General features: G+C 52.5%; 19 protein-coding genes and 1 tRNA gene. All 20 read left to right on the top strand.

Translation table 11 applies throughout. The annotated features are described in order from the left end of the window. Positions 1–69: 69 nt before the first annotated feature. The 20 genes from Q4C79_RS07155 to nuoH all read left to right on the top strand — a co-directional run bounded on the left by Q4C79_RS07155 (position 70) and on the right by nuoH (position 24,985). A tRNA-Trp gene (locus Q4C79_RS07155) sits at positions 70–145 on the top strand. A gap of 58 nt (positions 146–203) precedes the next feature. Then, the gene (secE, locus tag Q4C79_RS07150) at positions 204–650 is read left to right on the top strand and encodes a preprotein translocase subunit SecE (RefSeq protein WP_303090336.1); all 447 of its coding nucleotides are present in this window, start codon (positions 204–206) and stop codon (positions 648–650) included. Between the two features lies 1 nt (position 651). Beyond that, a complete protein-coding gene (gene nusG / locus Q4C79_RS07145; RefSeq protein ID WP_303090335.1) occupies positions 652–1,191 on the top strand; it encodes a transcription termination/antitermination protein NusG in 540 nt (179 codons plus the stop codon). Between the two features lie 166 nt (positions 1,192–1,357). After that, on the top strand, positions 1,358–1,789 hold the full coding sequence (rplK, locus tag Q4C79_RS07140; protein WP_303090334.1) for a 50S ribosomal protein L11: 432 nt from the start codon (positions 1,358–1,360) through the stop codon (positions 1,787–1,789). Then, positions 1,789–2,484: a 50S ribosomal protein L1 gene (gene rplA / locus Q4C79_RS07135; RefSeq protein WP_303090333.1), complete on the top strand. Its 696-nt coding sequence runs from the start codon at positions 1,789–1,791 to the stop codon at positions 2,482–2,484. The genes rplK and rplA overlap by 1 nt, the downstream gene beginning before the upstream one ends. A 237-nt stretch (positions 2,485–2,721) precedes the next feature. Further along, on the top strand, positions 2,722–3,222 hold the full coding sequence (gene rplJ, locus Q4C79_RS07130; RefSeq protein ID WP_303090332.1) for a 50S ribosomal protein L10: 501 nt from the start codon (positions 2,722–2,724) through the stop codon (positions 3,220–3,222). Between the two features lie 60 nt (positions 3,223–3,282). Beyond that, complete coding sequence (gene rplL, locus Q4C79_RS07125; RefSeq protein WP_303090331.1) at positions 3,283–3,654, top strand: 50S ribosomal protein L7/L12; 372 nt, start codon at positions 3,283–3,285, stop codon at positions 3,652–3,654. Positions 3,655–3,875: 221 nt separating this feature from the next. Further along, on the top strand, positions 3,876–8,054 hold the full coding sequence (gene rpoB / locus Q4C79_RS07120) for a DNA-directed RNA polymerase subunit beta (protein ID WP_303090330.1): 4,179 nt from the start codon (positions 3,876–3,878) through the stop codon (positions 8,052–8,054). 120 nt (positions 8,055–8,174) lie between these two features. Then, the gene (gene rpoC / locus Q4C79_RS07115) at positions 8,175–12,362 is read left to right on the top strand and encodes a DNA-directed RNA polymerase subunit beta' (RefSeq protein WP_303090329.1); all 4,188 of its coding nucleotides are present in this window, start codon (positions 8,175–8,177) and stop codon (positions 12,360–12,362) included. Between the two features lie 708 nt (positions 12,363–13,070). Then, on the top strand, positions 13,071–15,200 hold the full coding sequence (dinG, locus tag Q4C79_RS07110) for an ATP-dependent DNA helicase DinG (protein WP_303090328.1): 2,130 nt from the start codon (positions 13,071–13,073) through the stop codon (positions 15,198–15,200). A gap of 434 nt (positions 15,201–15,634) precedes the next feature. Then, on the top strand, positions 15,635–16,003 hold the full coding sequence (locus Q4C79_RS07105) for an NADH-quinone oxidoreductase subunit A (protein ID WP_303090327.1): 369 nt from the start codon (positions 15,635–15,637) through the stop codon (positions 16,001–16,003). After that, positions 15,994–16,473, top strand: coding sequence for an NADH-quinone oxidoreductase subunit B family protein (locus Q4C79_RS07100; RefSeq protein ID WP_151049648.1), 480 nt, complete (start codon positions 15,994–15,996; stop codon positions 16,471–16,473). The genes Q4C79_RS07105 and Q4C79_RS07100 overlap by 10 nt, the downstream gene beginning before the upstream one ends. Positions 16,474–16,483: 10 nt before the next feature. Then, positions 16,484–17,071, top strand: a complete 588-nt coding sequence (locus Q4C79_RS07095; RefSeq protein ID WP_303090326.1) for an NADH-quinone oxidoreductase subunit C — start codon at positions 16,484–16,486, stop codon at positions 17,069–17,071. Then, a complete protein-coding gene (nuoD, locus tag Q4C79_RS07090; RefSeq protein WP_303090325.1) occupies positions 17,064–18,320 on the top strand; it encodes an NADH dehydrogenase (quinone) subunit D in 1,257 nt (418 codons plus the stop codon). Before Q4C79_RS07095 ends, nuoD begins: the two co-directional genes overlap by 8 nt. Next, on the top strand, positions 18,320–18,793 hold the full coding sequence (gene nuoE / locus Q4C79_RS07085) for an NADH-quinone oxidoreductase subunit NuoE (protein WP_303090324.1): 474 nt from the start codon (positions 18,320–18,322) through the stop codon (positions 18,791–18,793). The genes nuoD and nuoE overlap by 1 nt, the downstream gene beginning before the upstream one ends. A 163-nt stretch (positions 18,794–18,956) precedes the next feature. Then, on the top strand, positions 18,957–19,352 hold the full coding sequence (locus tag Q4C79_RS07080; RefSeq protein WP_257066656.1) for a GFA family protein: 396 nt from the start codon (positions 18,957–18,959) through the stop codon (positions 19,350–19,352). Between the two features lie 123 nt (positions 19,353–19,475). Next, complete coding sequence (locus Q4C79_RS07075; RefSeq protein WP_303090323.1) at positions 19,476–19,793, top strand: cupin domain-containing protein; 318 nt, start codon at positions 19,476–19,478, stop codon at positions 19,791–19,793. A 161-nt stretch (positions 19,794–19,954) separates the two neighbouring features. After that, positions 19,955–21,250 (top strand): NADH-quinone oxidoreductase subunit NuoF, encoded by a 1,296-nt coding sequence (gene nuoF / locus Q4C79_RS07070; protein WP_303090322.1) that lies wholly within the window; start codon positions 19,955–19,957, stop codon positions 21,248–21,250. Between the two features lie 424 nt (positions 21,251–21,674). Continuing rightward, positions 21,675–23,933: an NADH-quinone oxidoreductase subunit NuoG gene (nuoG, locus tag Q4C79_RS07065; protein WP_303090321.1), complete on the top strand. Its 2,259-nt coding sequence runs from the start codon at positions 21,675–21,677 to the stop codon at positions 23,931–23,933. Between the two features lie 2 nt (positions 23,934–23,935). Then, positions 23,936–24,985, top strand: coding sequence for an NADH-quinone oxidoreductase subunit NuoH (gene nuoH, locus Q4C79_RS07060; RefSeq protein WP_303090320.1), 1,050 nt, complete (start codon positions 23,936–23,938; stop codon positions 24,983–24,985).

The raw sequence follows: 24,985 nt of genomic DNA, 5'->3' as shown, positions 1-24,985 counted from the left end.
TCGCGATTCGCGAAGGTGGTCGTACCGTAGGTGCCGGCGTAGTATCTTCCATCATTGCTTAATGTTTAGAGGCCAGTAGCTCAATTGGTAGAGTATCGGTCTCCAAAACCGAGGGTTGGGGGTTCGAGACCCTCCTGGCCTGCCAAATAAAAAACTAACCGGCCTTTTTGCCGGTTAGTTTTTATCATTTATCTGGATTAATAATGACACAACAAATACCTCCAGAGCAATCATCAGAAAAACAGGCTTTGATTGCTGTGGATGAGGGAAAAAAGAAATATCCTCAAAAGCAAAGTACTTCACTGTCGGACTGGTTTAAGCTGTTGCTCTCCGCTGTAATTGCTGGAGGTGGTATCTGGGCATATTACCAGTTTTCCGGACAGCCTTTTTATGTCAGAACACTGATTGCGATCGGTGCGGCGGTGGTTGCTGTATTTTTGGCTTCTTTTTGGACAGAGCCTGGCCGTCGCTTGATCCGGTATTTTGGGGACTCTTGGAGAGAGTTTAAAAAAGTTGTCTGGCTGCCGAAAAACGACGCCTTCTCTATGTCGGTAAAAGTAGTTATTTTTGTTTTGGTTCTGGCGGCTTTTATCTATGGCGTAGATACCTTGATTTCTTTAATTTTTAATACATTGTTGGTAAGAGGCTGATATGACAAAGCGTTGGTATGTGGTTCAGGCATACTCCGGGTTTGAAAAAAATGTTCAAAAGACATTGAAAGAGCGCATTATCCGTGAGGAAATGGCTGATTATTTTGGACAGATCTTGGTGCCTGTCGAAGAGGTTGTTGACATAAAAAACGGGCGTAAAACTGTCAGTGAGCGTAAATTTTTCCCTGGATATGTGCTGGTAGAGATGGAAATGACTGATGAGTCATGGCATTTAGTCAAGAGCACGCCTCGGGTGTCAGGCTTTATTGGTGGAACTGCAAACCGGCCTTTGCCGATTTCACAGAGCGAAGTAGATGCGATTATGACTCAGGTAGCTGGTTCTGGTGCTGAGAAAAAGCCGAAGCCTCGAGTTGAATTTGAAGTGGGGCAACAAGTTCGTGTCAATGAGGGTCCATTTGCTGATTTCAATGGTCTGGTTGATGCAGTGGACTATGAACGTAATAAGTTGCGGGTGTCGGTTCAAATTTTTGGTCGTGAAACACCGGTTGAATTGGATTTTGGTCAGGTTGAAAAATTGTAAGTTTTATTCGTTGTAGAAATGGCTACAAGAATTGTGGTGGGTGTGGGGATTTTATGGAAAAGAGCAAGTTGCCTCTTGAAGTAAACTTCTGAAAGTTTTATAATTAAAAACTTGACTTTTGGGGAGCAGTTTTTCTGCGTTATACCCGTTTATTAGGAGCTTAATTGTGGCAAAAAAAGTTGTCGGCTATATCAAACTGCAGATTCCTGCAGGTAAAGCCAATCCTTCTCCGCCTGTTGGTCCGGCTTTGGGTCAGCGCGGTCTGAATATTATGGAATTTTGTAAAGCGTTTAACGCTGCAACACAGGGCATGGAGCCGGGGTTGCCGATTCCGGTGGTGATTACTGCGTTTGCGGATAAATCATTTACTTTTGTGATGAAAACGCCTCCTGCAACCATTCTGCTGAAAAAAGCAGCCGGTTTGCAAAAAGGTAGTTCCAATCCGTTGACCAATAAAGTGGGTACGGTTACCCGCGCTCAATTGGAAGAGATTGCTAAAACTAAAGAGCCTGATTTGACTGCTGCTGATTTGGATGCGGCTGTGCGCACCATTGCCGGTTCTGCGCGCTCAATGGGTTTGGATGTGGAGGGTGTGTAATGGCTAAAGTATCTAAACGTTTGAAAGCTTTGCGTGCCACCGTTGAGGCCAATAAGTTATATGCAATCGATGAAGCTATTGCCTTGGTAAAAAGCGGCGCAACTGCCAAATTTGACGAGTCGGTAGACGTTTCGTTTAATTTGGGCGTAGATCCGCGCAAATCGGATCAGGTTATTCGTGGTTCCGTTGTATTGCCTAAAGGTACCGGTAAAACTACCCGCGTTGCGGTCTTCACTCAAGGTGCAAATGCCGAGGCTGCTAAAGCTGCGGGTGCCGATATTGTTGGTTTTGAAGATTTGGCTGAAGAAGTGAAAAAAGGCAATCTGGATTTTGACGTGGTAATCGCTTCTCCGGATGCAATGCGTATCGTTGGTCAATTAGGTACGATCTTGGGTCCGCGCGGTTTGATGCCGAATCCGAAAGTAGGTACCGTAACGCCAAATGTGGCTGAAGCGGTTAAAAATGCTAAAGCCGGTCAGGTGCAATACCGTACCGATAAAGCGGGTATCGTACATGCTACCATCGGTCGTGCATCTTTCGCAGAAGCTGATCTGAAAGAGAACTTCAATGCTTTGTTGGATGCCATCGTAAAAGCGAAACCGGCTGCTGCCAAAGGCCAGTATCTGAAAAAAGTCGCCGTTTCCAGCACCATGGGTCTGGGTGTGCGCGTGGATACTGCCAGCGTTAACAGCTGATTTAAATCTTTTCAGACAGGCATGGTGTGTTTGATGCCTGTCTGAAAAAAATGGGCTACTTAAAAATATTTAAGTAGATGTCCAAGACCGTAGGGATCGCAAGATTTAATCCTAACAGCCCTACGCAGACGGTAGTCCTAAAAACTGCGAGCCTGGCTTGCAAAATGTCTTTTGGGTTGCCGCGCTGGTGGAATATTGTAAAAAAATATTCTGATGATAAACAGTGGGAGGTAGACCTTGAGTCTCAATATTGAAACCAAGAAAGCAGCTGTAGCCGAGATTGGCAGTGCCATTGCCAATGCTCAAACTATGGTGATTGCCGAATATCGCGGAATCAGTGTTGCCAGCATGACCGAACTTCGCGCCAATGCCCGTAAAGAAAACGTGTATCTGCACGTTTTGAAAAACACCTTGGCGCGCCGTGCGGTTGAAGGAACTTCTTTTGCCGGTTTGGCCGACCAAATGGTTGGTCCGTTGGTATATGCCGTGTCGGAAGATCCTGTTGCTGCTGCAAAAGTACTGCATCAATACGCGAAAAAAGATGACAAAATCGTTGTTAAAGCCGGTGTTTATAACGGTGACGTGCTCAATGCCGCCCAAGTGGGTGAGTTGGCATCTATCCCGAGCCGTGAAGAACTGTTGTCTAAACTGTTGTTCGTTATGCAGGCGCCGGTTTCCGGTTTTGCCCGTGCTTTGGCGGCTTTGGCCGAGAAAAAAGCCGGCGAAGAAGCTGCATAAGCAAAACGATTTTGATTTAACTGATTTATTTTTTAATACAATATTTGGAGTTTAAATAGCATGGCTATTACTAAAGAAGACATTTTGGAAGCCGTTGGTTCTTTGACCGTAATGGAATTGAATGATCTGGTTAAAGCTTTTGAAGAAAAATTCGGTGTTTCTGCTGCTGCCGTTGCTGTTGCTGGCCCTGCTGGCGCTGGTGCAGCCGCTGCTGAAGAGAAAACCGAGTTTGATGTGGTTCTGGCTTCTGCCGGAGACCAAAAAGTGGGCGTAATCAAAGTGGTACGTGCCATTACCGGTTTGGGTCTGAAAGAAGCTAAAGACATGGTTGACGGTGCACCTAAAACTGTTAAAGAAGGTGTATCTCAAGCTGAAGCTGAAGACATCAAAAAACAACTGGAAGAAGCCGGCGCCAAAGTCGAAATCAAATAAGCTTTCTTTCTTGCAAGGCTGGCAGTTTTACTGCCAGCCTTATTTCGCTTGTATTGTGCTACTGTTTTATAAATTTTCATATATTTACCTTGTCGTGATGGTTTTGATGTAAATATATGAAAATTTATCTGTCTCGTAATTTCGGATGTTGATTACATTGAAATGCCTGTCTGAAATAAGAGCAACTTTCGAATTGTTCTCATCCCTTGGAGTTTTCCGCAATGAGTTATTCTTTTACCGAAAAAAAGCGTATCCGCAAGAGCTTTGCAAAACGGGAAAATGTATTGGAAGTTCCGTTTCTGTTGGCTACCCAACTGGATTCTTACGCTAAATTCCTGCAACAGGAAAAGCCGTTTGACGGCCGTGACGACGAAGGTCTGCAAGCTGCATTCAGCTCGATTTTCCCTGTTGTAAGCCATAACGGATTTGCACGTTTGGAGTTTGTTCACTACACCTTAGGTGAGCCGTTGTTTGATATTCCTGAGTGTCAGTTGCGCGGTATTACTTATGCTGCACCTTTACGTGCGCGCATCCGCTTGGTGATTTTGGATAAAGAGTCTTCCAAGCCTACTGTTAAGGAAGTTCGCGAGAACGAGGTGTACATGGGGGAAATCCCATTGATGACACCAAGCGGCTCTTTTGTAATTAACGGTACCGAGCGTGTGATTGTTTCACAATTGCATCGTTCGCCGGGCGTATTCTTCGAGCATGACCGCGGTAAAACCCATTCTTCAGGCAAGCTGTTGTTTTCTGCCCGTATTATTCCTTATCGCGGTTCTTGGCTGGATTTTGAGTTTGATCCGAAAGACTTGTTGTACTTCCGTATTGACCGCCGCCGCAAAATGCCGGTGACTATCCTGCTGAAAGCTTTGGGTTATAACGACGAGCAGATTCTGGAAACTTTCTACGATAAAGAAAACTTCTATTTGTCGAAAGAGGGCGTAGAAACCGATTTGATTGCTTCCCGTCTGAAAGGTGAAACTGCCCGTTTAGACATCGTTGATAAAGACGGTAATGTGCTTGCGGCTGCCGGCAAACGGATTACCGCCAAAAATATCCGTGATATTGAAAAAGCAGGTTTAAAGCGCTACAGCGTGGATGCCGATTCGTTGATTGGCAAGGTGCTGGCCAAGGATGTCATTGCGCCGGATACCGGAGAAGTGCTGGCTGCTGCCAATGAAGAGATTACTGAAGAATTGCTGGCACAACTCGATATTCAGGGGATTAAAGAAATTCAGACCCTGTACATTAACGAGTTGGATCAGGGCGGTTATATTTCTGCCACTTTGCGCACCGACGAAACTGCCGACCAGCAAGCCGCGCGTGTGGCGATTTACCGCATGATGCGCCCGGGTGAACCGCCTACCGAAGAAGCAGTGGAAATGTTGTTCAACCGGTTGTTCTTCAATGATGAGAGCTACGATTTGTCGCGCGTAGGTCGTATGAAGTTCAATACCCGTACGTATGAGCAAAAGCTGAGCGAAGCCCAGCGGCAGTCTTGGTACGGCCGTTTGCTGAACGAGACTTTTGCCGGTGCGGCCGAAAAAGGCGGTTATGTACTGAGCGTGGAAGACATCGTGGCGTCGATTGCCACTTTGGTGGAACTACGCAACGGTCACGGTGAAGTCGATGATATCGATCACTTGGGTAACCGCCGCGTGCGTTCGGTGGGCGAATTGGCAGAAAACCAATTCCGCTCAGGTTTGTCGCGTGTAGAGCGTGCGGTAAAAGAGCGTTTGAATCAGGCGGAGTCGGAAAATCTGATGCCGACCGATTTGATTAATGCCAAACCGGTTTCCGCTGCGATTAAAGAATTCTTCGGTTCCAGCCAATTGAGCCAGTTTATGGATCAGACCAACCCCCTGTCTGAAATTACCCATAAACGTCGTGTATCCGCTTTGGGCCCGGGCGGTTTGACCCGCGAACGTGCCGGCTTTGAGGTGCGCGACGTACATCCGACTCACTACGGCCGCGTGTGCCCGATTGAAACGCCCGAAGGTCCGAACATCGGTTTGATTAACTCGTTGTCGGTTTATGCGCGTACCAACGATTACGGATTCTTGGAAACGCCGTACCGCCGTGTGGAAAACGGTAAAGTAACCGATCAGATCGATTACCTGTCGGCGATTGAGGAAGGCCGTTTCGTGATTGCACAGGCCAATGCCGAGTTGGATGCCGAAGGCAATCTGATTGACGAGTTGGTGACTTGTCGCGAAAAAGGCGAAACCATTATGTCTACCCCCGACCGCGTACAGTATATGGACGTGGCTACCGGTCAAGTGGTATCGGTAGCGGCTTCGCTGATTCCGTTCTTGGAGCATGACGATGCCAACCGTGCCTTGATGGGTGCGAACATGCAACGTCAGGCCGTACCGTGTCTGCGTGCCGAAAAACCCTTGGTGGGTACCGGTATCGAACGTCCGGTGGCAGTGGATTCGGCAACAGCAATCGTTGCACGTCGCGGCGGTGTGGTCGAGTATGTCGATGCCAACCGCGTGGTGGTGCGCGTGCACGATGACGAAGCGGTGGCCGGCGAAGTGGGTGTAGACATCTACAATCTGGTGAAATTCACCCGCTCCAACCAGTCGACCAATATCAACCAGCGCCCGGCCGTGAAAGCGGGTGACGTGTTGCAGCGCGGCGATTTGGTGGCCGACGGCGCTTCTACCGATTTGGGCGAATTGGCGTTGGGTCAGAATATGACTATCGCATTCATGCCGTGGAACGGTTACAACTACGAAGACTCAATCTTGATTTCCGAGCGTGTGGCAGCCGATGACCGCTATACCTCCATTCACATTGAAGAACTGAATGTGGTGGCGCGTGATACCAAGCTGGGCCCGGAAGAAATTACCCGCGATATTCCGAACTTGTCCGAGCGCATGCAGAACCGATTGGACGAATCGGGCATCGTTTATATCGGCGCCGAAGTAGAGGCGGGCGACGTGTTGGTGGGTAAAGTGACTCCGAAAGGCGAAACCCAGCTGACGCCGGAAGAAAAACTGCTGCGTGCGATTTTCGGTGAGAAGGCTTCAGATGTGAAAGACACTTCCCTGCGTATGCCCACCGGCATGAGCGGTACCGTGATTGATGTTCAGGTATTCACCCGCGAAGGTATCCAGCGTGACAAACGTGCACAATCGATTATTGATGCCGAGCTCAAACGCTACCGCCAAGACTTGAGCGACCAGCTGCGTATTTTCGATAACGACGCATTCGACCGTATCGAGCGCATGATCGTCGGCCAGAAAGCCAACGGCGGCCCGCTGAAGTTGGCCAAAGGCAGCGAAGTGACCGCAGAATACCTGGCTTCCTTGCCGAGCAAACACGATTGGTTCGACATCCGCATGGCTGACGAAGGTTTGGCCAAGCAGCTTGAGCTGATTAAGAGCAGCCTGCAAGACAAGCGCGAAGAGTCTGATGTTCTTTATGAAATCAAAAAGAAAAAAATGACTCAGGGCGACGAATTGCAGCCGGGCGTACAAAAAATGGTGAAAGTATTCATTGCCATCAAACGCCGCCTGCAAGCAGGTGACAAAATGGCCGGCCGCCACGGTAACAAAGGTGTGGTATCGCGCATTCTGCCGGTGGAAGACATGCCGTATATGGCCGACGGGCGCACCGTCGACATCGTACTCAATCCCTTGGGCGTACCGTCGCGGATGAACATCGGTCAGATTTTGGAAGTACACTTGGGTTGGGCCGCCAAAGGCATCGGCCAGCGTATCGACAGCATGTTGGCTGAACAGCGCCAAGTCGGTGAAATCCGCGAATTCCTCAACCGCCTCTATAACGAGAGCGGCAAACAGGAAGAGTTGAACGAGCTTTCCGATGAAGAGATTCTCGCCTTGGCGGAAAACCTCAAGCGCGGCGCCACGTTTGCCTCGCCGGTATTCGACGGTGCCAAAGAATCCGAAATCAAGGCCATGCTCGAACTGGCTTATCCAAGCAACGATCCGGAAGTACAGAAGCTGGGCTTTAACGACAGCAAAACCCAGATTACCTTGTATGACGGACGTTCCGGCGAAGCGTTCGACCGCAAAGTGACTGTCGGCGTGATGCATTATCTGAAACTGCACCACTTGGTAGACGAGAAAATGCACGCCCGTTCGACCGGTCCGTATAGCCTCGTGACCCAGCAGCCTTTGGGCGGTAAAGCCCAATTCGGCGGACAGCGTTTCGGTGAGATGGAGGTTTGGGCATTGGAAGCTTACGGAGCCGCTTACACCTTGCAAGAGATGTTAACGGTGAAATCGGACGACGTTACCGGCCGTACCAAAATGTACGAAAACATCGTGAAAGGCGAACACAAAATCGACGCCGGCATGCCGGAATCTTTCAACGTATTGGTGAAAGAGATTCGTTCGCTGGGCTTGGATATCGACTTGGAGCGGTATTAAGTATTGCTTTCAGACAGGCATTGTAAAGCGATATGCCTGTCTGAAAAGAAAAACGTTGCTTAATACCCGAATACCATTGAAAACGCCAAAGAGGGTAGCCTTGTACCCTAAGGAGCAAAAATGAAAGCTTTGTTAGACCTGTTTAACCCCCTGCAATCGGCGGGTATGGAAGAAGAATTTGATGCCATTAAAATCGGTATCGCTTCTCCCGAAACCATCCGGTCTTGGTCTTACGGCGAAGTGAAAAAGCCGGAAACCATCAACTACCGTACCTTCAAGCCAGAGCGCGACGGCTTGTTCTGCGCGAAAATCTTCGGCCCGGTTAAAGACTACGAATGTTTGTGCGGTAAATACAAACGCCTGAAATTCAAAGGCGTTACTTGTGAAAAATGCGGCGTGGAAGTTACCCTTTCCAAGGTTCGCCGCGAGCGCATGGGCCACATCGAATTGGCCGCTCCGGTTGCACACATCTGGTTTTTGAAATCGCTTCCTTCCCGCCTGGGTATGGTATTGGACATGACCCTGCGCGACATCGAGCGTGTGCTGTATTTCGAAGCCTTTGTGGTCACCGATCCCGGCATGACGCCGCTGCAACGCCGCCAGCTGTTGACCGAAGAAGACTACTACAACAAGCTTGAAGAATACGGCGATGATTTCGACGCCAAAATGGGTGCCGAAGGCATCCGTGAGCTGTTGCGCAATCTGAATGTAGCGGCTGAAATCGAGATTTTGCACCAAGAACTCGAATCGACCGGTTCGGACACCAAAATCAAAAAAATCGCCAAGCGTTTGAAAGTATTGGAAGCCTTCCAACGCAGCGGCATGAAACTCGAGTGGATGATTATGGACGTGCTGCCGGTATTGCCGCCGGACTTGCGCCCGCTGGTACCGCTGGACGGCGGCCGTTTCGCCACTTCCGATTTGAACGACTTGTACCGCCGCGTCATCAACCGTAACAACCGCTTGAAACGCCTGTTGGAATTGCATGCGCCCGACATCATTGTGCGCAACGAAAAACGTATGCTGCAAGAAGCAGTGGATTCGCTGCTGGACAACGGCCGCCGCGGCAAAGCGATGACCGGTGCCAACAAGCGTCCGCTCAAATCGCTGGCCGATATGATCAAAGGTAAGGGTGGCCGCTTCCGCCAAAACCTGTTGGGTAAACGTGTCGACTATTCCGGTCGTTCGGTGATTACCGTAGGTCCTTACCTGCGTCTGCACCAATGCGGTCTGCCGAAGAAAATGGCGCTGGAATTGTTCAAACCGTTTATTTTCCACAAACTGGAAGTGCAAGGCCTCGCCACGACCGTAAAAGCAGCGAAAAAACTGGTCGAGCAGGAAGTGCCGGAAGTTTGGGATATTCTGGAAGAAGTGATCCGCGAACACCCGATTATGCTCAACCGCGCCCCGACCCTGCACCGTTTGGGTATTCAAGCGTTCGAGCCGATTCTGATCGAAGGTAAAGCCATCCAGCTGCACCCCTTGGTATGCGCCGCGTTCAACGCCGACTTCGACGGCGACCAAATGGCCGTCCACGTACCGTTGAGCTTGGAAGCGCAAATGGAAGCCCGTACCCTGATGCTGGCCTCCAACAACGTCTTGTCGCCCGCCAACGGCGAGCCGATTATCGTGCCGTCGCAGGATATCGTATTGGGCCTGTATTACATGACCCGCGACAAAATCAACGGTAAGGGCGAAGGCAGCCTGTTTGCCGACGTGAAAGAAGTACACCGTGCCTACCACACCAAACAGGTAGAGCTGGGTACCAAAATCACCGTGCGCCTGCGCGAATGGGTGAAAAACGAAGAAGGTGAGTTCGAATCGGTGGTTAACCGTTACGAAACCACCGTTGGTCGTGCGCTGTTGAGCGAAATTCTGCCCAAAGGCCTGCCGTTTGAGTACATTAATAAGGTTTTGAAGAAAAAAGAAATTTCCAAACTGATTAATGCCTCGTTCCGTCTGTGCGGCCTGCGCGACACCGTGATTTTCGCCGACCACTTGATGTATACCGGTTTTGCCTTGGCAGCCAAAGGCGGTATTTCGATTTGCGTAGACGACATGGAAGTGCCGAAAGAAAAACCTGAGTTGCTGGCAGCCGCACAAGCCGAGGTGAAGGAAATCGAAAACCAATACCGCCAAGGTTTGGTAACCAACGGCGAGCGCTACAACAAAGTGGTCGATATTTGGGGCCGCACCGGCGATAAAATCGCTAAGGCGATGATGGACAATCTTTCCAGCCAGAAAGTCATTGACCGCGAAGGTAAGGAAGTAGACCAAGAGTCGTTCAACTCCATCTACATGATGGCCGACTCGGGTGCCCGTGGTTCCGCCGCCCAGATCAAGCAGCTCTCCGGTATGCGCGGTCTGATGGCGAAACCCGACGGCTCGATTATCGAAACGCCGATTACCGCGAACTTCCGCGAAGGTCTGACGGTATTGCAGTACTTTATTTCTACCCACGGTGCGCGTAAAGGTTTGGCGGATACCGCGTTGAAAACCGCAAACTCCGGTTACCTGACCCGCCGTCTGGTCGACGTTACCCAAGACTTGGTTGTCATCGAAGACGATTGCGGTACATCCGACGGCTTTATTATGAAAGCGGTGGTGCAGGGCGGCGATGTCATCGAGCCGTTGCGCGACCGTATCCTTGGCCGTGTAACTGCTGCCGACGTGGTGGATCCTTCCAGTGGCGCAACGCTGGTGGAAGCCGGTACCTTGCTGAACGAGCAACTGGTCGACCTGATCGATAACTCGGGTGTGGACGAAGTGAAAGTGCGTACGCCGATTACCTGTAAGACACGTTACGGCTTGTGTGCGAAGTGTTACGGTCGTGACTTGGCGCGCGGTAAATTGGTGAACTCCGGCGAAGCGGTCGGCGTGATTGCCGCACAGTCGATTGGTGAGCCGGGTACCCAGCTGACCATGCGTACCTTCCACATCGGTGGTGCCGCATCACGTGCCGCCGCCGCCAGCCAAGTGGAAGCCAAATCCAACGGTACCGCACGCTTTAACAGCCAGATGCGTTATGTGGCCAACAATAAAGGCGAACTGATCGTGATCGGCCGCTCTTCGGAAGTGGTGATTCATGACGACATCGGCCGTGAGCGCGAGCGCCATAAAGTGTCTTACGGCGCCACTTTGCTGGTGCAAGACGGTTCGGGCGTCAAAGCCGGCCAAACTTTGGCCACTTGGGATCCGCACACCCGTCCGATGATTACCGAGCATGCCGGCCGCGTGAAGTTCGAGAACATCGAAGAGGGCGTAACCGTTACCAAACAAACCGACGACATCACAGGTTTGTCCACTTTGGTGGTGATCGACGGCAAACGCCGTGCCTCCAGTGCATCCAAACTGCTGCGCCCGACGGTAAAACTGCTGGACGAAAACGGCCAAGAAGTGAAGATTCCGGGTACCGAAACCGCCGTATCGATGGCCTTCCCGGTCGGCGCCGTGATTACCGTGCGCGAAGACCAGGAAGTCGGCAAGGGTGATGTATTGGCGCGTATTCCGCAAGCTTCTTCGAAAACCCGCGACATTACCGGTGGTCTGCCCCGTGTGGCCGAGTTGTTTGAAGCCCGCGTACCGAAAGATGCCGGTATGTTGGCCGAAGTAACCGGTACCGTTTCCTTTGGTAAGGAAACCAAAGGCAAACAGCGCCTGATCATTACCGATTTGGACGGCGTAGCCTACGAAACCCTGATTTCCAAAGAGAAGCAGATTCTGGTGCACGACGGCCAAGTGGTGAACCGCGGCGAGACCATCGTCGACGGCGCGGTCGATCCGCACGATATTCTGCGCCTGCAAGGCATCGAAGCGTTGGCGCGCTATATTGTGCAAGAGGTGCAAGAGGTTTACCGCCTGCAAGGTGTGAAGATTTCCGATAAACACATCGAAGTGATCATCCGCCAAATGCTGCGCCGCGTGAACATTGCCGACGCCGGCGAAACCGGTTTCATTACCGGCGAGCAGGTAGAGCGTGCCGATGTAATGGCCACCAACGAGAAAGCGGAAGCCGAAGGCAAAGAGCCGGCGCGTTTTGAAAATATCCTGCTGGGTATTACCAAAGCGTCGCTGTCTACCGACAGCTTCATCTCGGCGGCGTCTTTCCAAGAAACCACACGCGTGCTGACCGAAGCGGCGATTATGGGCAAACAAGACGATTTGCGCGGTCTGAAAGAAAACGTTATCGTCGGACGCCTGATCCCGGCCGGTACCGGTTTGACCTACCACCGCACCCGTCGCGAACAATGGAACGAACAGGCCGCAGCACAGCTTCCTGCTGCCGAAGAAGGCAGCTCGCTATCCTAAGGGATTACTCATCGATACAACCGCCAACCGACAAGGTTGGCGGTTTTTTATAAACCTTTTAAGCAAAGTATAGTGGATTTATAGTGGATTTAAAATAAAACTCCGATATTGGAGCGCGGACGTCCTCGTCCGCAAAATATCCAGAATCATACATAAAGAACGGACGAAAACGTCCGCGCTCCACCGGACATTTTATTTGAATCGACTATATATACGTCACCCAAAGCGGAACTTGAGTATGACAAAACGATATTAAACAAGTGGAGACCTTTGCAAAATTCTTTTCGATACCTGGAAACACTTGCGTCATGCTCGGGCTTGACCCGAGCATCTTTTGGTTTTGAAAGAAAAAGCAGATACTCGGGTCAAGCCCGAGTATGACGAGATATCAATAAATTCAGGATTAAAAAGTTTTTTGCAAAGGTCTCAAGTGGTTTCGCGATAAAATGCCTGTCTGAAAAATGTTTTCAGACAGGCATTTTTGTATGTTGCCAAGCTGGGGAAGTATGTACTTTTCTTAAATGGTTTTACTGTCGGGCAACGCTATAGAGCCGATTGTGTTAACCGTAAAGAATGCCTGTCTGAAAACTCGGTTTTCAGACAGGCATTCTTTCACAAGGCGATTAGCAGTTTATTTCTGCCCGCAACCGAATTGCCGCCGCATTCAATGATAAAATCCCCTTTCGATTTTCGTATGTTCTTGTTTCAATGCTCACCGATTTAGAAAAAAACGCCATCCGCGACCACTACCGCGCCATTTCGCAAAACCTGCCGCAGTTCCGCCCGAGAGCCGCGCAGCGGGAAATGATTGCGGCCATCGCCAACGCCTTTTCGCGCAGCCAAACCCGCGCCGAAGGCGAAGAAGCGCCCAAGCGCGAGGGCGAAAGCATCGTGGTGGTGGAAGGCCCCACCGGCGTGGGCAAAAGCCTGGCCTATCTGCTGGCCGGCGGCATCATGGCGCAAACGCGCGGCAAACGGCTGATTGTGTCGAGCGCAACGGTGGCCTTGCAGGAACAGCTGGTTAACCGTGATTTGCCGTTTTTGGTGGCCAAAAGCGGTTTGGAGCTGACTTTCGCACTCGCCAAAGGGCGCGGCCGCTATCTCTGCCCCTACAAACTCTACCAGCTCACCCAAAGCAACGCCCAGCAAAACCTGCTCGGCTTCGAAGCCCCTGCCGTGCTGTGGGACAGCAAACCCAAGCCCGAAGAATTGAAACTCTTGCGCGATATGGCCGACGAATTTGCCGCCCGCCGTTTCAACGGCGACCGCGACACCTGGCCGGAAAAAATCGACGATGCGGTGTGGATGAAGGTAAACAACGACAACTACGGCTGCCTCAAAGCCGCCTGCCCCAACCGGGCCGAATGCCCGTTTTACCTCGCGCGCGACACGCTCGAAAATGTGGACGTAGTAGTGGCCAACCACGATTTGCTGATGGTCGATATCGGCATGGGCGGCGGCGTGATTCTGCCCGCGCCCGAAAACAGCTTTTACTGCATCGACGAAGCGCACCACCTGCCCAAAAAAGCCCTCAGCCAGTTCGCCGCCCAACACTCGTGGAACCAAGCCGTGTGGGCGCTGGAAAAACTCCCCGCCGTTACCGACAAAATCGCCGCGCTCACCGACAAAGCCGAGCTGGCGAACTTGGCCGACGAAGCCGCCGCCGCCCTGCTCGAAAGCCTGCACGAATGGCAGTTCCACCTTTCCGAAGAGCCAGCATTAAGGCCGTCTGAAAACAACGAATCGGTGTGGCTGTGGCAGGACGGCAAAATCCCCGAAGCGCTGGAACTCACCGTATCCAACACCGCCGTTGCCGCGCGCAGCCTCTACAAACACGCCAACAGCCTCAACGACGCCTTGGCCGCCGCCCGCCGCGACAAAGACCAAAACAGCGCCCAAATCGACCGCCTCAGCACCGAATTCGGCGTGTTCCGTGCCCGCATCGAGCAAATTACCGCCGCTTGGGATTTGCTCGCCACCGTGCCCGCCGAAGGCGAAGAGCCGCTGGCCAAATGGATTACCCGCCGCCTCGACGACAAAAACGACTACATCTTCCACGCCAGCCCCATCAGCAGCGCCTCACATTTGGCCAACAACCTGTGGCGGCGCGCCGCCGGCGCCGTGCTCACCTCGGCCACATTGCAATCCTTGGGCAGCTTCAACCTGATTCTGCGCCAAACCGGCCTGCAATGGCTGCCCGAAACCACCACACTCGCCCTACAAAGCCCGTTTGATTTCGACGCACAGGGCGAGCTGTATATCCCGCCCGTGCACGCCAGCCCCAAAGACCCCGCCGCCCACACCGCCGCCATCGTCGAATGGCTGCCCAAACTGGTTTCCACCGAAGAAGCCATCGGCACGCTGGTGCTGTTTTCTTCGCGCAAACAAATGCAGGAAGTGGCCCTGCGCCTGCCCGAAGCCTATCTGCCGCTCTTGTTGGTGCAGGGCGAATTGCCCAAGGCGACGCTGCTGCAAAAACACCATCAGGCCATCGGCGAAGGCCGCGCCAGCATTATTTTCGGGCTGGACAGCTTCGCCGAAGGGCTGGACCTGCCCGGCGAAGCCTGCGTGCAGGTGATTATCGCCAAACTGCCGTTTGCGATGCCTGACAACCCCATCGAAAAAACCCAAAACCGCTGGATCGAACAGCGCGGCGGCAACCCCTTTATCGAAATCACCGTGCCCGAAGCCAGCATCAAACTGGTTCAGGCGGTCGGCCGCCTCATCCGCACCGAAAGCGACTACGGCCGCGTAACGATATTGGATAACCGAATATTGACTCAGCGCTACGGTCGCCAACTGCTGGCTTGCTTACCCGCTTTTAAAAGGGTGGGGTAAGTGCGGGCCGCTTGAATTTTCATCATTCCTTTTCATGTTTCACAGGCGGATAACCAGTAGAAAACCTAGTGAATAACAGATTCGTTGAAAGATGTCTTAACGCATAAAATTGCGCAAAACCGTAAAATTATTTCATTGAGAACAGAAAGAGGAAAAATTAAATAAAATGCCTGTCTGAAAATATGTTCCCCTGAATGATAGAAAAAATCATGATAATTTAATTGATTAGCGGGAGGTGAAAGGGCCTTTTATAAGATGCGTGAGGATAATCAGTATTTTATTTTATTCAAATGATAATCATTATCTATTTGTTATTGAATATATTAAACTTTTTTATGCTTAAGGTCGGTTGAAACTTTTAATCAGTTTTAAATTTCGTTACAATATACTAGATTTACTCTCTTATTTAATGTTAACAAAACAGGTAACGTACCATGTTGGCTAACTATTTTCCCGTACTCATCTTTCTGCTTGTCGGCCTGATTGCCGGCATAGTATTTATTACCTTGGGTAACGTGCTTGGTCCTAAACGCCATTACCGCGAGAAAGATGCGCCTTTCGAATGCGGTTTCGAAGCCTTTGAAAACGCGCGGATGAAATTTGATGTACGCTATTACTTGGTGGCGATTCTGTTTATCCTCTTTGACTTGGAAGTGGCATTTATGATTCCGTGGGCGGTGGTTTTCAAAGATCTGATTGCCGAAACCGGTCAATATGCTTTCTGGTCGATGTTCGTGTTCATCGTGATTCTTACGGTGGGCTTTATCTATGAATGGAAAAAAGGTGCGCTGGAATGGGAATAGAAGGCGTTTTGAATAAAGGTTTCGTAACAGCCAGTGCAGATACGGTGCTCAATTATGTGCGTACTGGTTCGCTCTGGCCGGTTACCTTCGGTTTGGCGTGCTGTGCGGTAGAGATGATGCAGGCGGGTGCTGCACGTTATGACCTGGACCGTTTCGGCATTATTTTCCGCCCGTCACCGCGCCAGTCGGACCTGATGATTGTAGCCGGCACGCTGTGCAACAAAATGGCGCCCGCGCTGCGCCGCGTCTATGACCAGATGGCCGAGCCGCGCTGGGTGCTTTCGATGGGTTCGTGCGCCAACGGCGGCGGCTACTACCATTATTCTTATTCGGTGGTGCGCGGCTGCGACCGCATCGTGCCGGTAGACGTTTATGTTCCCGGTTGCCCGCCCACCGCCGAAGCCCTGATTTACGGTTTGATTCAGCTGCAAGGCAAAATCAAGCGTACTTATACCATTGCCCGCAACTAGGAGAATGCAGATGCACGTAAACGATTTGTATCCGGTTGTCCAAAGTATATTGGGCGAAAAAGCAGGTAAAGTGATTCTCGCATTGGACGAAATCACTGTCGAATGCCTGTCTGAAAACTATTTGGAAATCATGACCACTTTGCGCGATCATGCCGATTTGCATTTCGAATCTCTGGTTGATTTGTGCGGCGTGGATTACAGCGCCTATAAAAACGAACCGTGGGAAGGCAAGCGCTTTGCTGTGGTGAGCCAACTGGTTTCCGTGAAAAACAACCAGCGCATTCGTGTGCGCGTGTGGGTTCAAGACGACGATTTCCCTGTGGTGGATTCCGTAACCGAAATCTACAACAGCGCCGATTGGTACGAACGCGAAGCCTTCGATCTCTACGGCATCCTGTTCAACAACCACCCCGACCTGCGCCGCATTCTCACCGATTACGGCTTTGTCGGCCATCCTTTCCGCAAAGATTTCCCGATTTCCGGCTATGTCGAAATGCGTTACGACGAAGCCGAAAAACGCGTCATCTACCAACCCGTAACCATCGAGCCGCGCGAAATCACCCCGCGCATCGTCCGCGAGGAGAACTACGGTGGCTAACAAATTAAGAAACTACACCATCAACTTCGGCCCGCAGCACCCCGCTGCCCACGGCGTATTGCGCATGATTCTGGAATTGGACGGCGAAACCATCGTCCGCGCCGATCCGCATATCGGCCTTTTGCACCGCGGCACCGAAAAGCTGGCCGAAACCCGCACCTATCTGCAAGCGCTGCCCTATATGGACCGCTTGGACTATGTTTCCATGATGGTTAACGAGCAGGCTTATTGCCTGGCGGTGGAAAAACTGCTCGGCATCGAAGCCCCTGTCCGCGCCCAATACATCCGCGTGATGTTTGCCGAAGTAACCCGCATTCTGAACCACCTGATGGGCATCGGCTCGCACGCGCTCGATATCGGCGCGATGACCGTGTTCTTGTATGCCTTCCGCGAGCGCGAAGAGCTGATGGATTTATACGAAGCCGTATCCGGCGCCCGTATGCACGCGGCCTATTTCCGCCCCGGCGGCGTGTACCGCGATTTGCCCGACTTTATGCCCAAATACGAATCGAGCAAATTCCGCAACGCCAAAGTGCTGAAAAAACTGAACGAATCGCGCGAAGGCACCATGCTCGACTTTATCGAAGCCTTTACCGAACGCTTCCCCGGCTGCGTGGACGAATACGAAAGCCTGCTCACCGACAACCGCATCTGGAAACAGCGTACCGTCGGCATCGGCGTGGTTTCGCCCGAGCGCGCCCTGCAAAAAGGCTTTACCGGCGTGATGCTGCGCGGCTCCGGCGTCGAATGGGACATTCGCAAAAAAGCCCCTTATGACGCTTATGCCAACGTAGATTTCGACATCCCCGTCGGCGTGAACGGCGACTGCTACGACCGCTACCTGTGCCGCATCAACGAAATGCGCGAATCCAACCGCATCATCAAACAATGCGTGCAATGGCTCAAAGCCAACCCCGGCCCCGTGATTGTCGACAACCACAAAGTCGCCCCGCCCAAACGCACCGAAATGAAAATGGGCATGGAAGACCTGATCCACCATTTCAAACTGTTTACCGAAGGCATGCACGTGCCCGAAGGCGAAACCTATACCGCCGTCGAACACCCCAAAGGCGAGTTCGGCATCTATATGATTTCAGACGGCGCCAACAAACCCTACCGCCTGAAAATCCGCGCCCCCGGCTTCGCCCACCTGCAAGGCATGGACGAAATGGCGCGCGGCCACATGCTCGCCGACGTGGTGGCCATCATCGGCACGCAAGACATCGTATTCGGGGAGGTAGACCGCTAATGTTATCCGCAGAATCTTTAAAACTGATTGACGTCGAGCTGGCCAAATACCCTGCCGACCAACGCCGTTCCGCCATTATGGGCGCATTGCGCATCGCCCAAACCGAAAAAGGCTGGCTGAGCGCCGAAACCATCGAATATGTGGCCGATTATGTGGGCATCGCCCCCGCCGCCGCCTATGAAGTCGCCACGTTCTACAATATGTACGACCTCGCACCGGTGGGCAAATACAAACTCACCGTCTGCACCAACCTGCCGTGCGCCCTGCGCGGCGGCGTAAGCGCGGCCGATTATCTGAAACAGAAACTCGGCATCGGCTTCGGCGAAACCACTTCAGACGGCCTCTATACGCTGGTGGAAGGCGAGTGCATGGGCGCCTGCGGCGACGCGCCGGTCATGCTGGTGAACAACCATAAAATGTGTAGTTTTATGACCGAGGAGGCGATTGAAGCGAAACTGGCGGAATTGAGATAAAGGCCGTCTGAAAAACGCGTAGGTCGGGCATTGATGCCCGACGATAACGGTTCAGGATATTTTGTCGGACATCAATGCCCGGCCTACAAGCAAAGCAAGAGTAGGTTGGGTTGAAAACCCAACTCAAATCCAGGCCGTCTGAAAACAAAGAAAGGAAGCAGCAATGGAAGCAAAATGCCTGTGCGGTGCCGTATCGCTGAAAGTCGAAGCCGAGCGCAAACTGCATGCCTGCCATTGCGGTAAATGCCGTACTTGGGGCGGCGGTGCGGGCTTTACCCTAACGGCCAAAACACCCGCAATCAGCGGCGGCGAGCACATCGGCCGTTATCGCTCGTCCGAATGGGCGGAACGCTGTTTCTGCAAACAATGCGGCACGCATCTGTTTGTGCAGGTGGGCGATGATTATTACATCAGCGCCGGATTGTTTGCCGACAATGCCGGTTTCGAGCTGGAAAGCCAAATTTTTATCGATTGCAAGGCACCTTATTACGAGTTGGCCAACGATACGCCCAAACTGACCGAAAGCGAATTTTTGGCGATGGTAGGTGGGCAAGAGTAGGTTGGGTTGAAAACCCAACACAAATGCGGGTCGTCTGAAATGTTGGGTTTAACAATCTAACCTACTTAAAATAACTTAATAAAAAACAGTAAGGCCTGTCTGAAAACAACCAAAGGAAAACGCATGAGCCACCAAGTGATCCGTAGTGCCGAATTTACCGCCGATCGTGCATGGGGTGCGTTGGATATTGCCAATATGAACGGCACCACCGTGCGTCTGCATTGGACGGATCAGCCTTATCAATGGCACGTTAACGACGGCGAAGAAGTGTTTGCCGTGATGAGCGGCACGGTGGATATGCACTATCGAGAGCACGGGCAGGAACAAGTGGTGCGCTTGCAGGCGGGCGATATTTTCTTTGCCGGCATCGGCACCGAACATGTAGCCCACCCGCAGGGCGAAGCGCGGATTTTAGTGATTGAAAAAGAAGGCAGCGTTTAAGCCGGATTTCACGCAAGGCCGTCTGAAAACAGCCGTAGGTCGGGCATTGATGCCCGACGATAACGGTTCGCGATATTTTGCCGGGCATCAATGCCCGACCTATGAAACCGAACAAAACCGAAATATAGATTGAAGCAAAAGTTAACCGACAGGGCACACAAATGGCTATTTACCAATCAGGCGTCATTTTTGACCGAGTGGACACCCGAAACCCGAACTGCTGGACGCTGGAAGAATACGTTAAGCGCGGCGGCTATCAGGCCTTGCGCAAAATCCTCAGCGAAAAAATCTCGCAAGACGACGTGATTGCCGAAGTGAAAACGTCCGGCTTGCGCGGCCGCGGCGGCGCAGGCTTCCCCACCGGCCTGAAATGGAGCTTTATGCCCCGTTCGTTCCCCGGCGCCAAATACGTGGTCTGCAACACCGACGAAGGCGAACCCGGCACGTTTAAAGACCGCGACATCATCAACTTCAACCCGCACGCCCTGATCGAAGGCATGATTATCGCCGGCTACGCCATGGGCGCCGAAGCAGGCTACAACTATATCCACGGCGAAATCTTCGAAGGCTACCAACGCTTTGAAGCCGCGCTGGCCGAAGCACGCCAAGCCGGTTATCTGGGCAAAAACATCATGGGCTTGGGCTTCGATTTCGAGCTGTTCGCCGCCCACGGCTACGGCGCCTACATCTGCGGCGAAGAAACCGCGCTGTTGGAAAGCTTGGAAGGCAAAAAAGGCCAGCCGCGCTTCAAACCGCCGTTCCCCGCTTCATACGGCCTCTACGGCAAACCCACCACCATCAACAACACCGAAACCTTCGCCTCCGTGCCGTTTATCATCCGCGACGGCGGCAAAACCTTTGCCGAACAAGGCATCGAAAACGCCGGCGGCACCAAACTGTTTTCCATTTCCGGCCACGTTAACCGCCCCGGCAACTACGAAGTGCCGCTGGGCACGCCGTTTGCCAAGCTGCTGGAAATGGCCGGCGGCATGAAAGACGGCAAAAAACTCAAAGCCGTGATTCCCGGCGGCTCGTCTGCCCCCGTGCTGCCCGCCGACATCATGATGAGCCTGAATATGGACTACGATTCCATCGCCAAAGCCGGCTCCATGCTCGGCTCCGGCGCGGTAATCGTGATGGACGAAGACGTGTGCATGGTGAAAGCGCTGGAACGCTTAAGCTATTTCTACCACGAAGAATCCTGCGGCCAATGCACCCCCTGCCGCGAAGGCACCGGCTGGCTCTACCGCATCGTGCACCGCATCGCCAGCGGCAAAGGCAAACCCGAAGATTTGGAACTGCTCGACTCCATCGGCAACAACATGGCCGGCCGCACGATTTGCGCTTTGGCGGACGCCGCCGTGTTCCCTGTGCGCAGTTTTACCAAACACTTCCGCCATGAGTTTGAGCACTATATCGAGCATGGCAAGCCGGCTAAAGAGCATAAGTGGTCTTAGGTAGCCATAAAGTGATAACTCTTTAGAGAGAGATATTTTGGAAGTTTCAATTTCATTAGCAAGCGTAGGGTGTGTGCCTTCGGCACGCACGCGTTGCTTGAACTTAAAATCGCACACCCGCACGTGGCTGCACCACACACATAAAAAGTCGGATTCAAGCATCCGACCGATTAAAACTAAAAACAAAAATGCTTTTCTGGAATTTTTCAGCAAGAGTAAGAGTAGGTTGGGTTGAAAACCCAACGCAAGCAGGACCGTCTGAAATGTTGGGTTTAACAACCCAACCTACATAAGCATGAAACAACGTAAACGGTTCAGCAAACGTTCAGGCTACTTGAAAGCAAAACATAAAATGCCTGTCTGAAAAAGTTTTCAGACGGCCTTAAGCAAAAACCTTTAAAAATCCGTAACTAGGAAACACACCATGTTACAAATCGAAATCGACGGTAAACAGATTGCAGTCAAGCAGGGCGCGACTGTGATGGAAGCGGCGCACGAATTGGGCACCTATATTCCGCACTTCTGCTACCACAAAAAATTGTCTATCGCCGCCAACTGCCGCATGTGTTTGGTGGAAGTGGAAAAAGCCCCCAAACCGCTGCCTGCCTGCGCCACGCCGGTAACCGACGGCATGGTGGTGCACACCCATTCGGCCAAGGCCAAACAGGCGCAGGCCGGCGTGATGGAGTTTCTGCTGATCAACCACCCGCTCGACTGCCCGATTTGCGACCAGGGCGGCGAATGCCAGTTGCAGGATTTGGCCGTGGGTTACGGCAATTCCGCCAGCCGCTACACCGAAGAAAAACGCTCGGTAGTCGGCAAAGACATGGGGCCGTTGGTGTCGGCCGCAGAAATGAGCCGCTGCATCCACTGCACCCGCTGCGTGCGTTTTACCGAAGAAATCGCCGGTATGCAGGAAATCGCCATGGCCAACCGCGGCGAGTTTTCCGAAATCATGCCGTTTATCGGCAAAGCGGTGGAAACCGAATTGTCGGGCAACGTGATTGATTTGTGCCCCGTCGGCGCGCTCACCAGCAAACCGTTCCGTTATGATGCGCGCTCGTGGGAATTGAGCCGCCGCAAATCGATTTCCGCCCATGACGCGCTGGGCAGCAACCTGATTGTGCAAACCAAAGACCACACCGTGCGCCGCGTGCTGCCGCTGGAAAACGAAGCCATCAACGAATGCTGGATTGCCGACCGCGACCGTTTCGCCTACGAAGGCCTGTATCACGAAAGCCGTCTGAAAACGCCGAAAATCAAACACGGCGGCGAATGGCACGAAGTGGACTGGCAAACCGCGCTGGAATATGTGAAGAAAACGCTGGAATGCATCGCCAAAGAAGACGGCCAAGACCAAATCGGCATCTGGGCCAATCCGGCGAACACCGTGGAAGAGCTGTATCTGGCGAAAAAACTGGCTGACGGCTTGGGCATCAAACATTTCGATACCCGCCTGATGCAGCAGGACAACCGCCTTGCCGGCAGCCTGCAAGGCGCACAATGGCTGGGCCAGAGCATCGAAGATTTGGGTAATGCCGACGCCGTATTGGTGGTGGGTGCCAACCTGCGCAAAGAGCAGCCGCTGCTAACCGCCCGTCTGCGCCGCGCCGCCAAGTCTTATATGGCCTTGAGCGTGATTGCCAGCAGCAGGGAAGAGCTGCATATGCCGCTGTTCGCGCACGAAGTGTTGCACCCCAGCGATTGGGCGGATTTCTTGAGCAAACTGGCGCAAGACACGCAAAGCGCCGTTTCAGACGGCCTCAAGCAGGCTGAAAAAGCTGCCGTGATCTTGGGCGCGGAAGCGCAAAACCATCCCGACTACGCCGCGATTTACGCCGCCGCGCAACAACTGGCCGCCGCCACCGGCGCCGTTTTGGGCATCCTGCCGCAGGCCGCCAACAGTGTGGGTGCAGATGTGTTGGGCGTGAACCGTGGCCAAACCGTGCAGGAAATGCTGGCGCAGCCGAAAAAAGCCGTGCTGCTCTTGAACGTGGAGCCGGAAATCGACGTAGCGGGCGGCGCCAAAGCCGTGGCTGCGCTGAAACAGGCGCAAAGCGTGATGGCGTTCACCCCGTTTGAAAGCGAAACCTTGCGCGAAGTGTGCGACGTGATGCTGCCGGTTGCGCCGTTTACCGAAACTTCGGGCAGCTTTATCAATATGGAAGGCCGCCTGCAATCGTTCCACGGCGTGGTGAAAGGCTTGGCCGACAGCCGCCCCTTGTGGAAAGTATTGCGCGTGTTGGGCAATGTGTTTGAATTGAGCGGTTTTGAATACGACAGCAGCGAACAGGTGCTGAAAGAAGCCGTTGGGCAAGAAGGCCTGTCTGAAAAACTGAATAACCAAAGCACTTGGCAGGGCGCAAGCGTTCAGACGGCCTCTGAACTGGTGCGCGTGGGCGGCGTCGGCATTTACCACACCGATGCGCTGGTGCGCCGTTCGGCACCGCTGCAAGCCACCAGCCATGCGCAAACCCCCGCCGCCCGTGTGCATCCGAACACGCTGGCTGCGCTTGGTCTGCAAGACGGTGAGCGGGCACAGGCCGTGCAAGGCGGTGCGCGCGTTGACGTGAGCGTGGCGGCCGATGCGCACCTGCCCGAAAACGTGGTGTATCTGCCGCTGCATAGTGAAAATGCTGCGCTGGGTGCGTTGATGAATTCTATTGAACTGGCACGGGGGTAATCATGCAAGAGTGGTTCCAAGCCCTGTTGGGTAATGAAATCGGCTTGATCGTTTCGATTGTGCTGAAAATCGTGATTATCTTGGTCCCGTTGATTTTAACGGTAGCTTATCTAACCTACTTCGAGCGTAAGGTGATCGGCTATATGCAGCTGCGCGTCGGCCCCAACGTAACCGGTCCGTTCGGTCTGATTCAGCCGTTTGCCGACGTATTAAAACTGTTGTTTAAAGAGGTTACCCGCCCGAGCGTATCGAATAAAGCCCTTTTCTACATCGGGCCGATGCTCTCGCTGGCGCCGGCGTTTGCCGCATGGGCAGTCATTCCATTTAATGAGGAATGGGTATTAACCAATGTCGATGCCGGTCTGCTGTATATTCTGATGATTACTTCTTTATCGGTATACGGTGTCATTATCGCCGGTTGGGCTTCCAACTCGAAATATTCGTTTTTGGGTGCAATGCGCTCTTCTGCTCAAACCATTTCCTATGAAATTGCCATGGGTGCTGCCTTGGTGTGTGTGGTGATGGTTTCCGGCAGTATGAATTTCAACGAAATCGTGGCGGCGCAAGCTAAAGGTATTGCGGGCGGTTCTATTTTCTCTTGGAACTGGTTTGCCTTGTTCCCGGTGTTTATCGTTTACTTGATTTCTGCCGTGGCCGAAACCAACCGCGCCCCGTTCGACGTGGCCGAGGGCGAATCGGAAATCGTGGCCGGTTTCCACGTGGAATACTCAGGCTTCGCTTTTGCATTGTTCTTCCTCGCCGAATACATCTTTATGATTCTGATCGGCGCGCTGACCGCAATTATGTTCCTAGGCGGCTGGCTCTCACCGTTCCCGCAAAGTTGGGGCATACTCGGCACTCCTTCTGCCTTCTGGATGTTCGCCAAAATGGCTTTTATTCTCTATGGCTATCTGTGGATACGGGCCACTTTCCCGCGCTACCGTTATGACCAAATTATGCGTTTGGGCTGGAAGGTGCTGATTCCGATCACTTTTGTGGCTATCGTATTTTATGGCTTGTGGATGATTTCGCCCTTGTCTTTGTGGAAATAA

It is taken from the genome of Neisseria sp., from assembly GCF_030523955.1.
Taxonomy (GTDB): Bacteria; Pseudomonadota; Gammaproteobacteria; order Burkholderiales; family Neisseriaceae; genus Neisseria.
This window is presented reverse-complemented; position numbering and strand designations above follow the sequence as displayed.

What these genes read in the sequence shown, in the direction of transcription:
- secE (WP_303090336.1), top strand. Translation starts at nt 204, where the DNA reads ATGACACAACAAATACCTCCAGAGCAATCATCAGAAAAACAGGCTTTG.
- nusG (WP_303090335.1), top strand. Translation starts at nt 652, where the DNA reads ATGACAAAGCGTTGGTATGTGGTTCAGGCATACTCCGGGTTTGAAAAA.
- rplA (WP_303090333.1), top strand. Translation starts at nt 1,789, where the DNA reads ATGGCTAAAGTATCTAAACGTTTGAAAGCTTTGCGTGCCACCGTTGAG.
- rplL (WP_303090331.1), top strand. Translation starts at nt 3,283, where the DNA reads ATGGCTATTACTAAAGAAGACATTTTGGAAGCCGTTGGTTCTTTGACC.
- rpoB (WP_303090330.1), top strand. Translation starts at nt 3,876, where the DNA reads ATGAGTTATTCTTTTACCGAAAAAAAGCGTATCCGCAAGAGCTTTGCA.
- rpoC (WP_303090329.1), top strand. Translation starts at nt 8,175, where the DNA reads ATGAAAGCTTTGTTAGACCTGTTTAACCCCCTGCAATCGGCGGGTATG.
- dinG (WP_303090328.1), top strand. Translation starts at nt 13,071, where the DNA reads ATGCTCACCGATTTAGAAAAAAACGCCATCCGCGACCACTACCGCGCC.
- Q4C79_RS07105 (WP_303090327.1), top strand. Translation starts at nt 15,635, where the DNA reads ATGTTGGCTAACTATTTTCCCGTACTCATCTTTCTGCTTGTCGGCCTG.
- Q4C79_RS07100 (WP_151049648.1), top strand. Translation starts at nt 15,994, where the DNA reads ATGGGAATAGAAGGCGTTTTGAATAAAGGTTTCGTAACAGCCAGTGCA.
- Q4C79_RS07095 (WP_303090326.1), top strand. Translation starts at nt 16,484, where the DNA reads ATGCACGTAAACGATTTGTATCCGGTTGTCCAAAGTATATTGGGCGAA.
- nuoE (WP_303090324.1), top strand. Translation starts at nt 18,320, where the DNA reads ATGTTATCCGCAGAATCTTTAAAACTGATTGACGTCGAGCTGGCCAAA.
- Q4C79_RS07080 (WP_257066656.1), top strand. Translation starts at nt 18,957, where the DNA reads ATGGAAGCAAAATGCCTGTGCGGTGCCGTATCGCTGAAAGTCGAAGCC.
- Q4C79_RS07075 (WP_303090323.1), top strand. Translation starts at nt 19,476, where the DNA reads ATGAGCCACCAAGTGATCCGTAGTGCCGAATTTACCGCCGATCGTGCA.
- nuoF (WP_303090322.1), top strand. Translation starts at nt 19,955, where the DNA reads ATGGCTATTTACCAATCAGGCGTCATTTTTGACCGAGTGGACACCCGA.
- nuoG (WP_303090321.1), top strand. Translation starts at nt 21,675, where the DNA reads ATGTTACAAATCGAAATCGACGGTAAACAGATTGCAGTCAAGCAGGGC.
- nuoH (WP_303090320.1), top strand. Translation starts at nt 23,936, where the DNA reads ATGCAAGAGTGGTTCCAAGCCCTGTTGGGTAATGAAATCGGCTTGATC.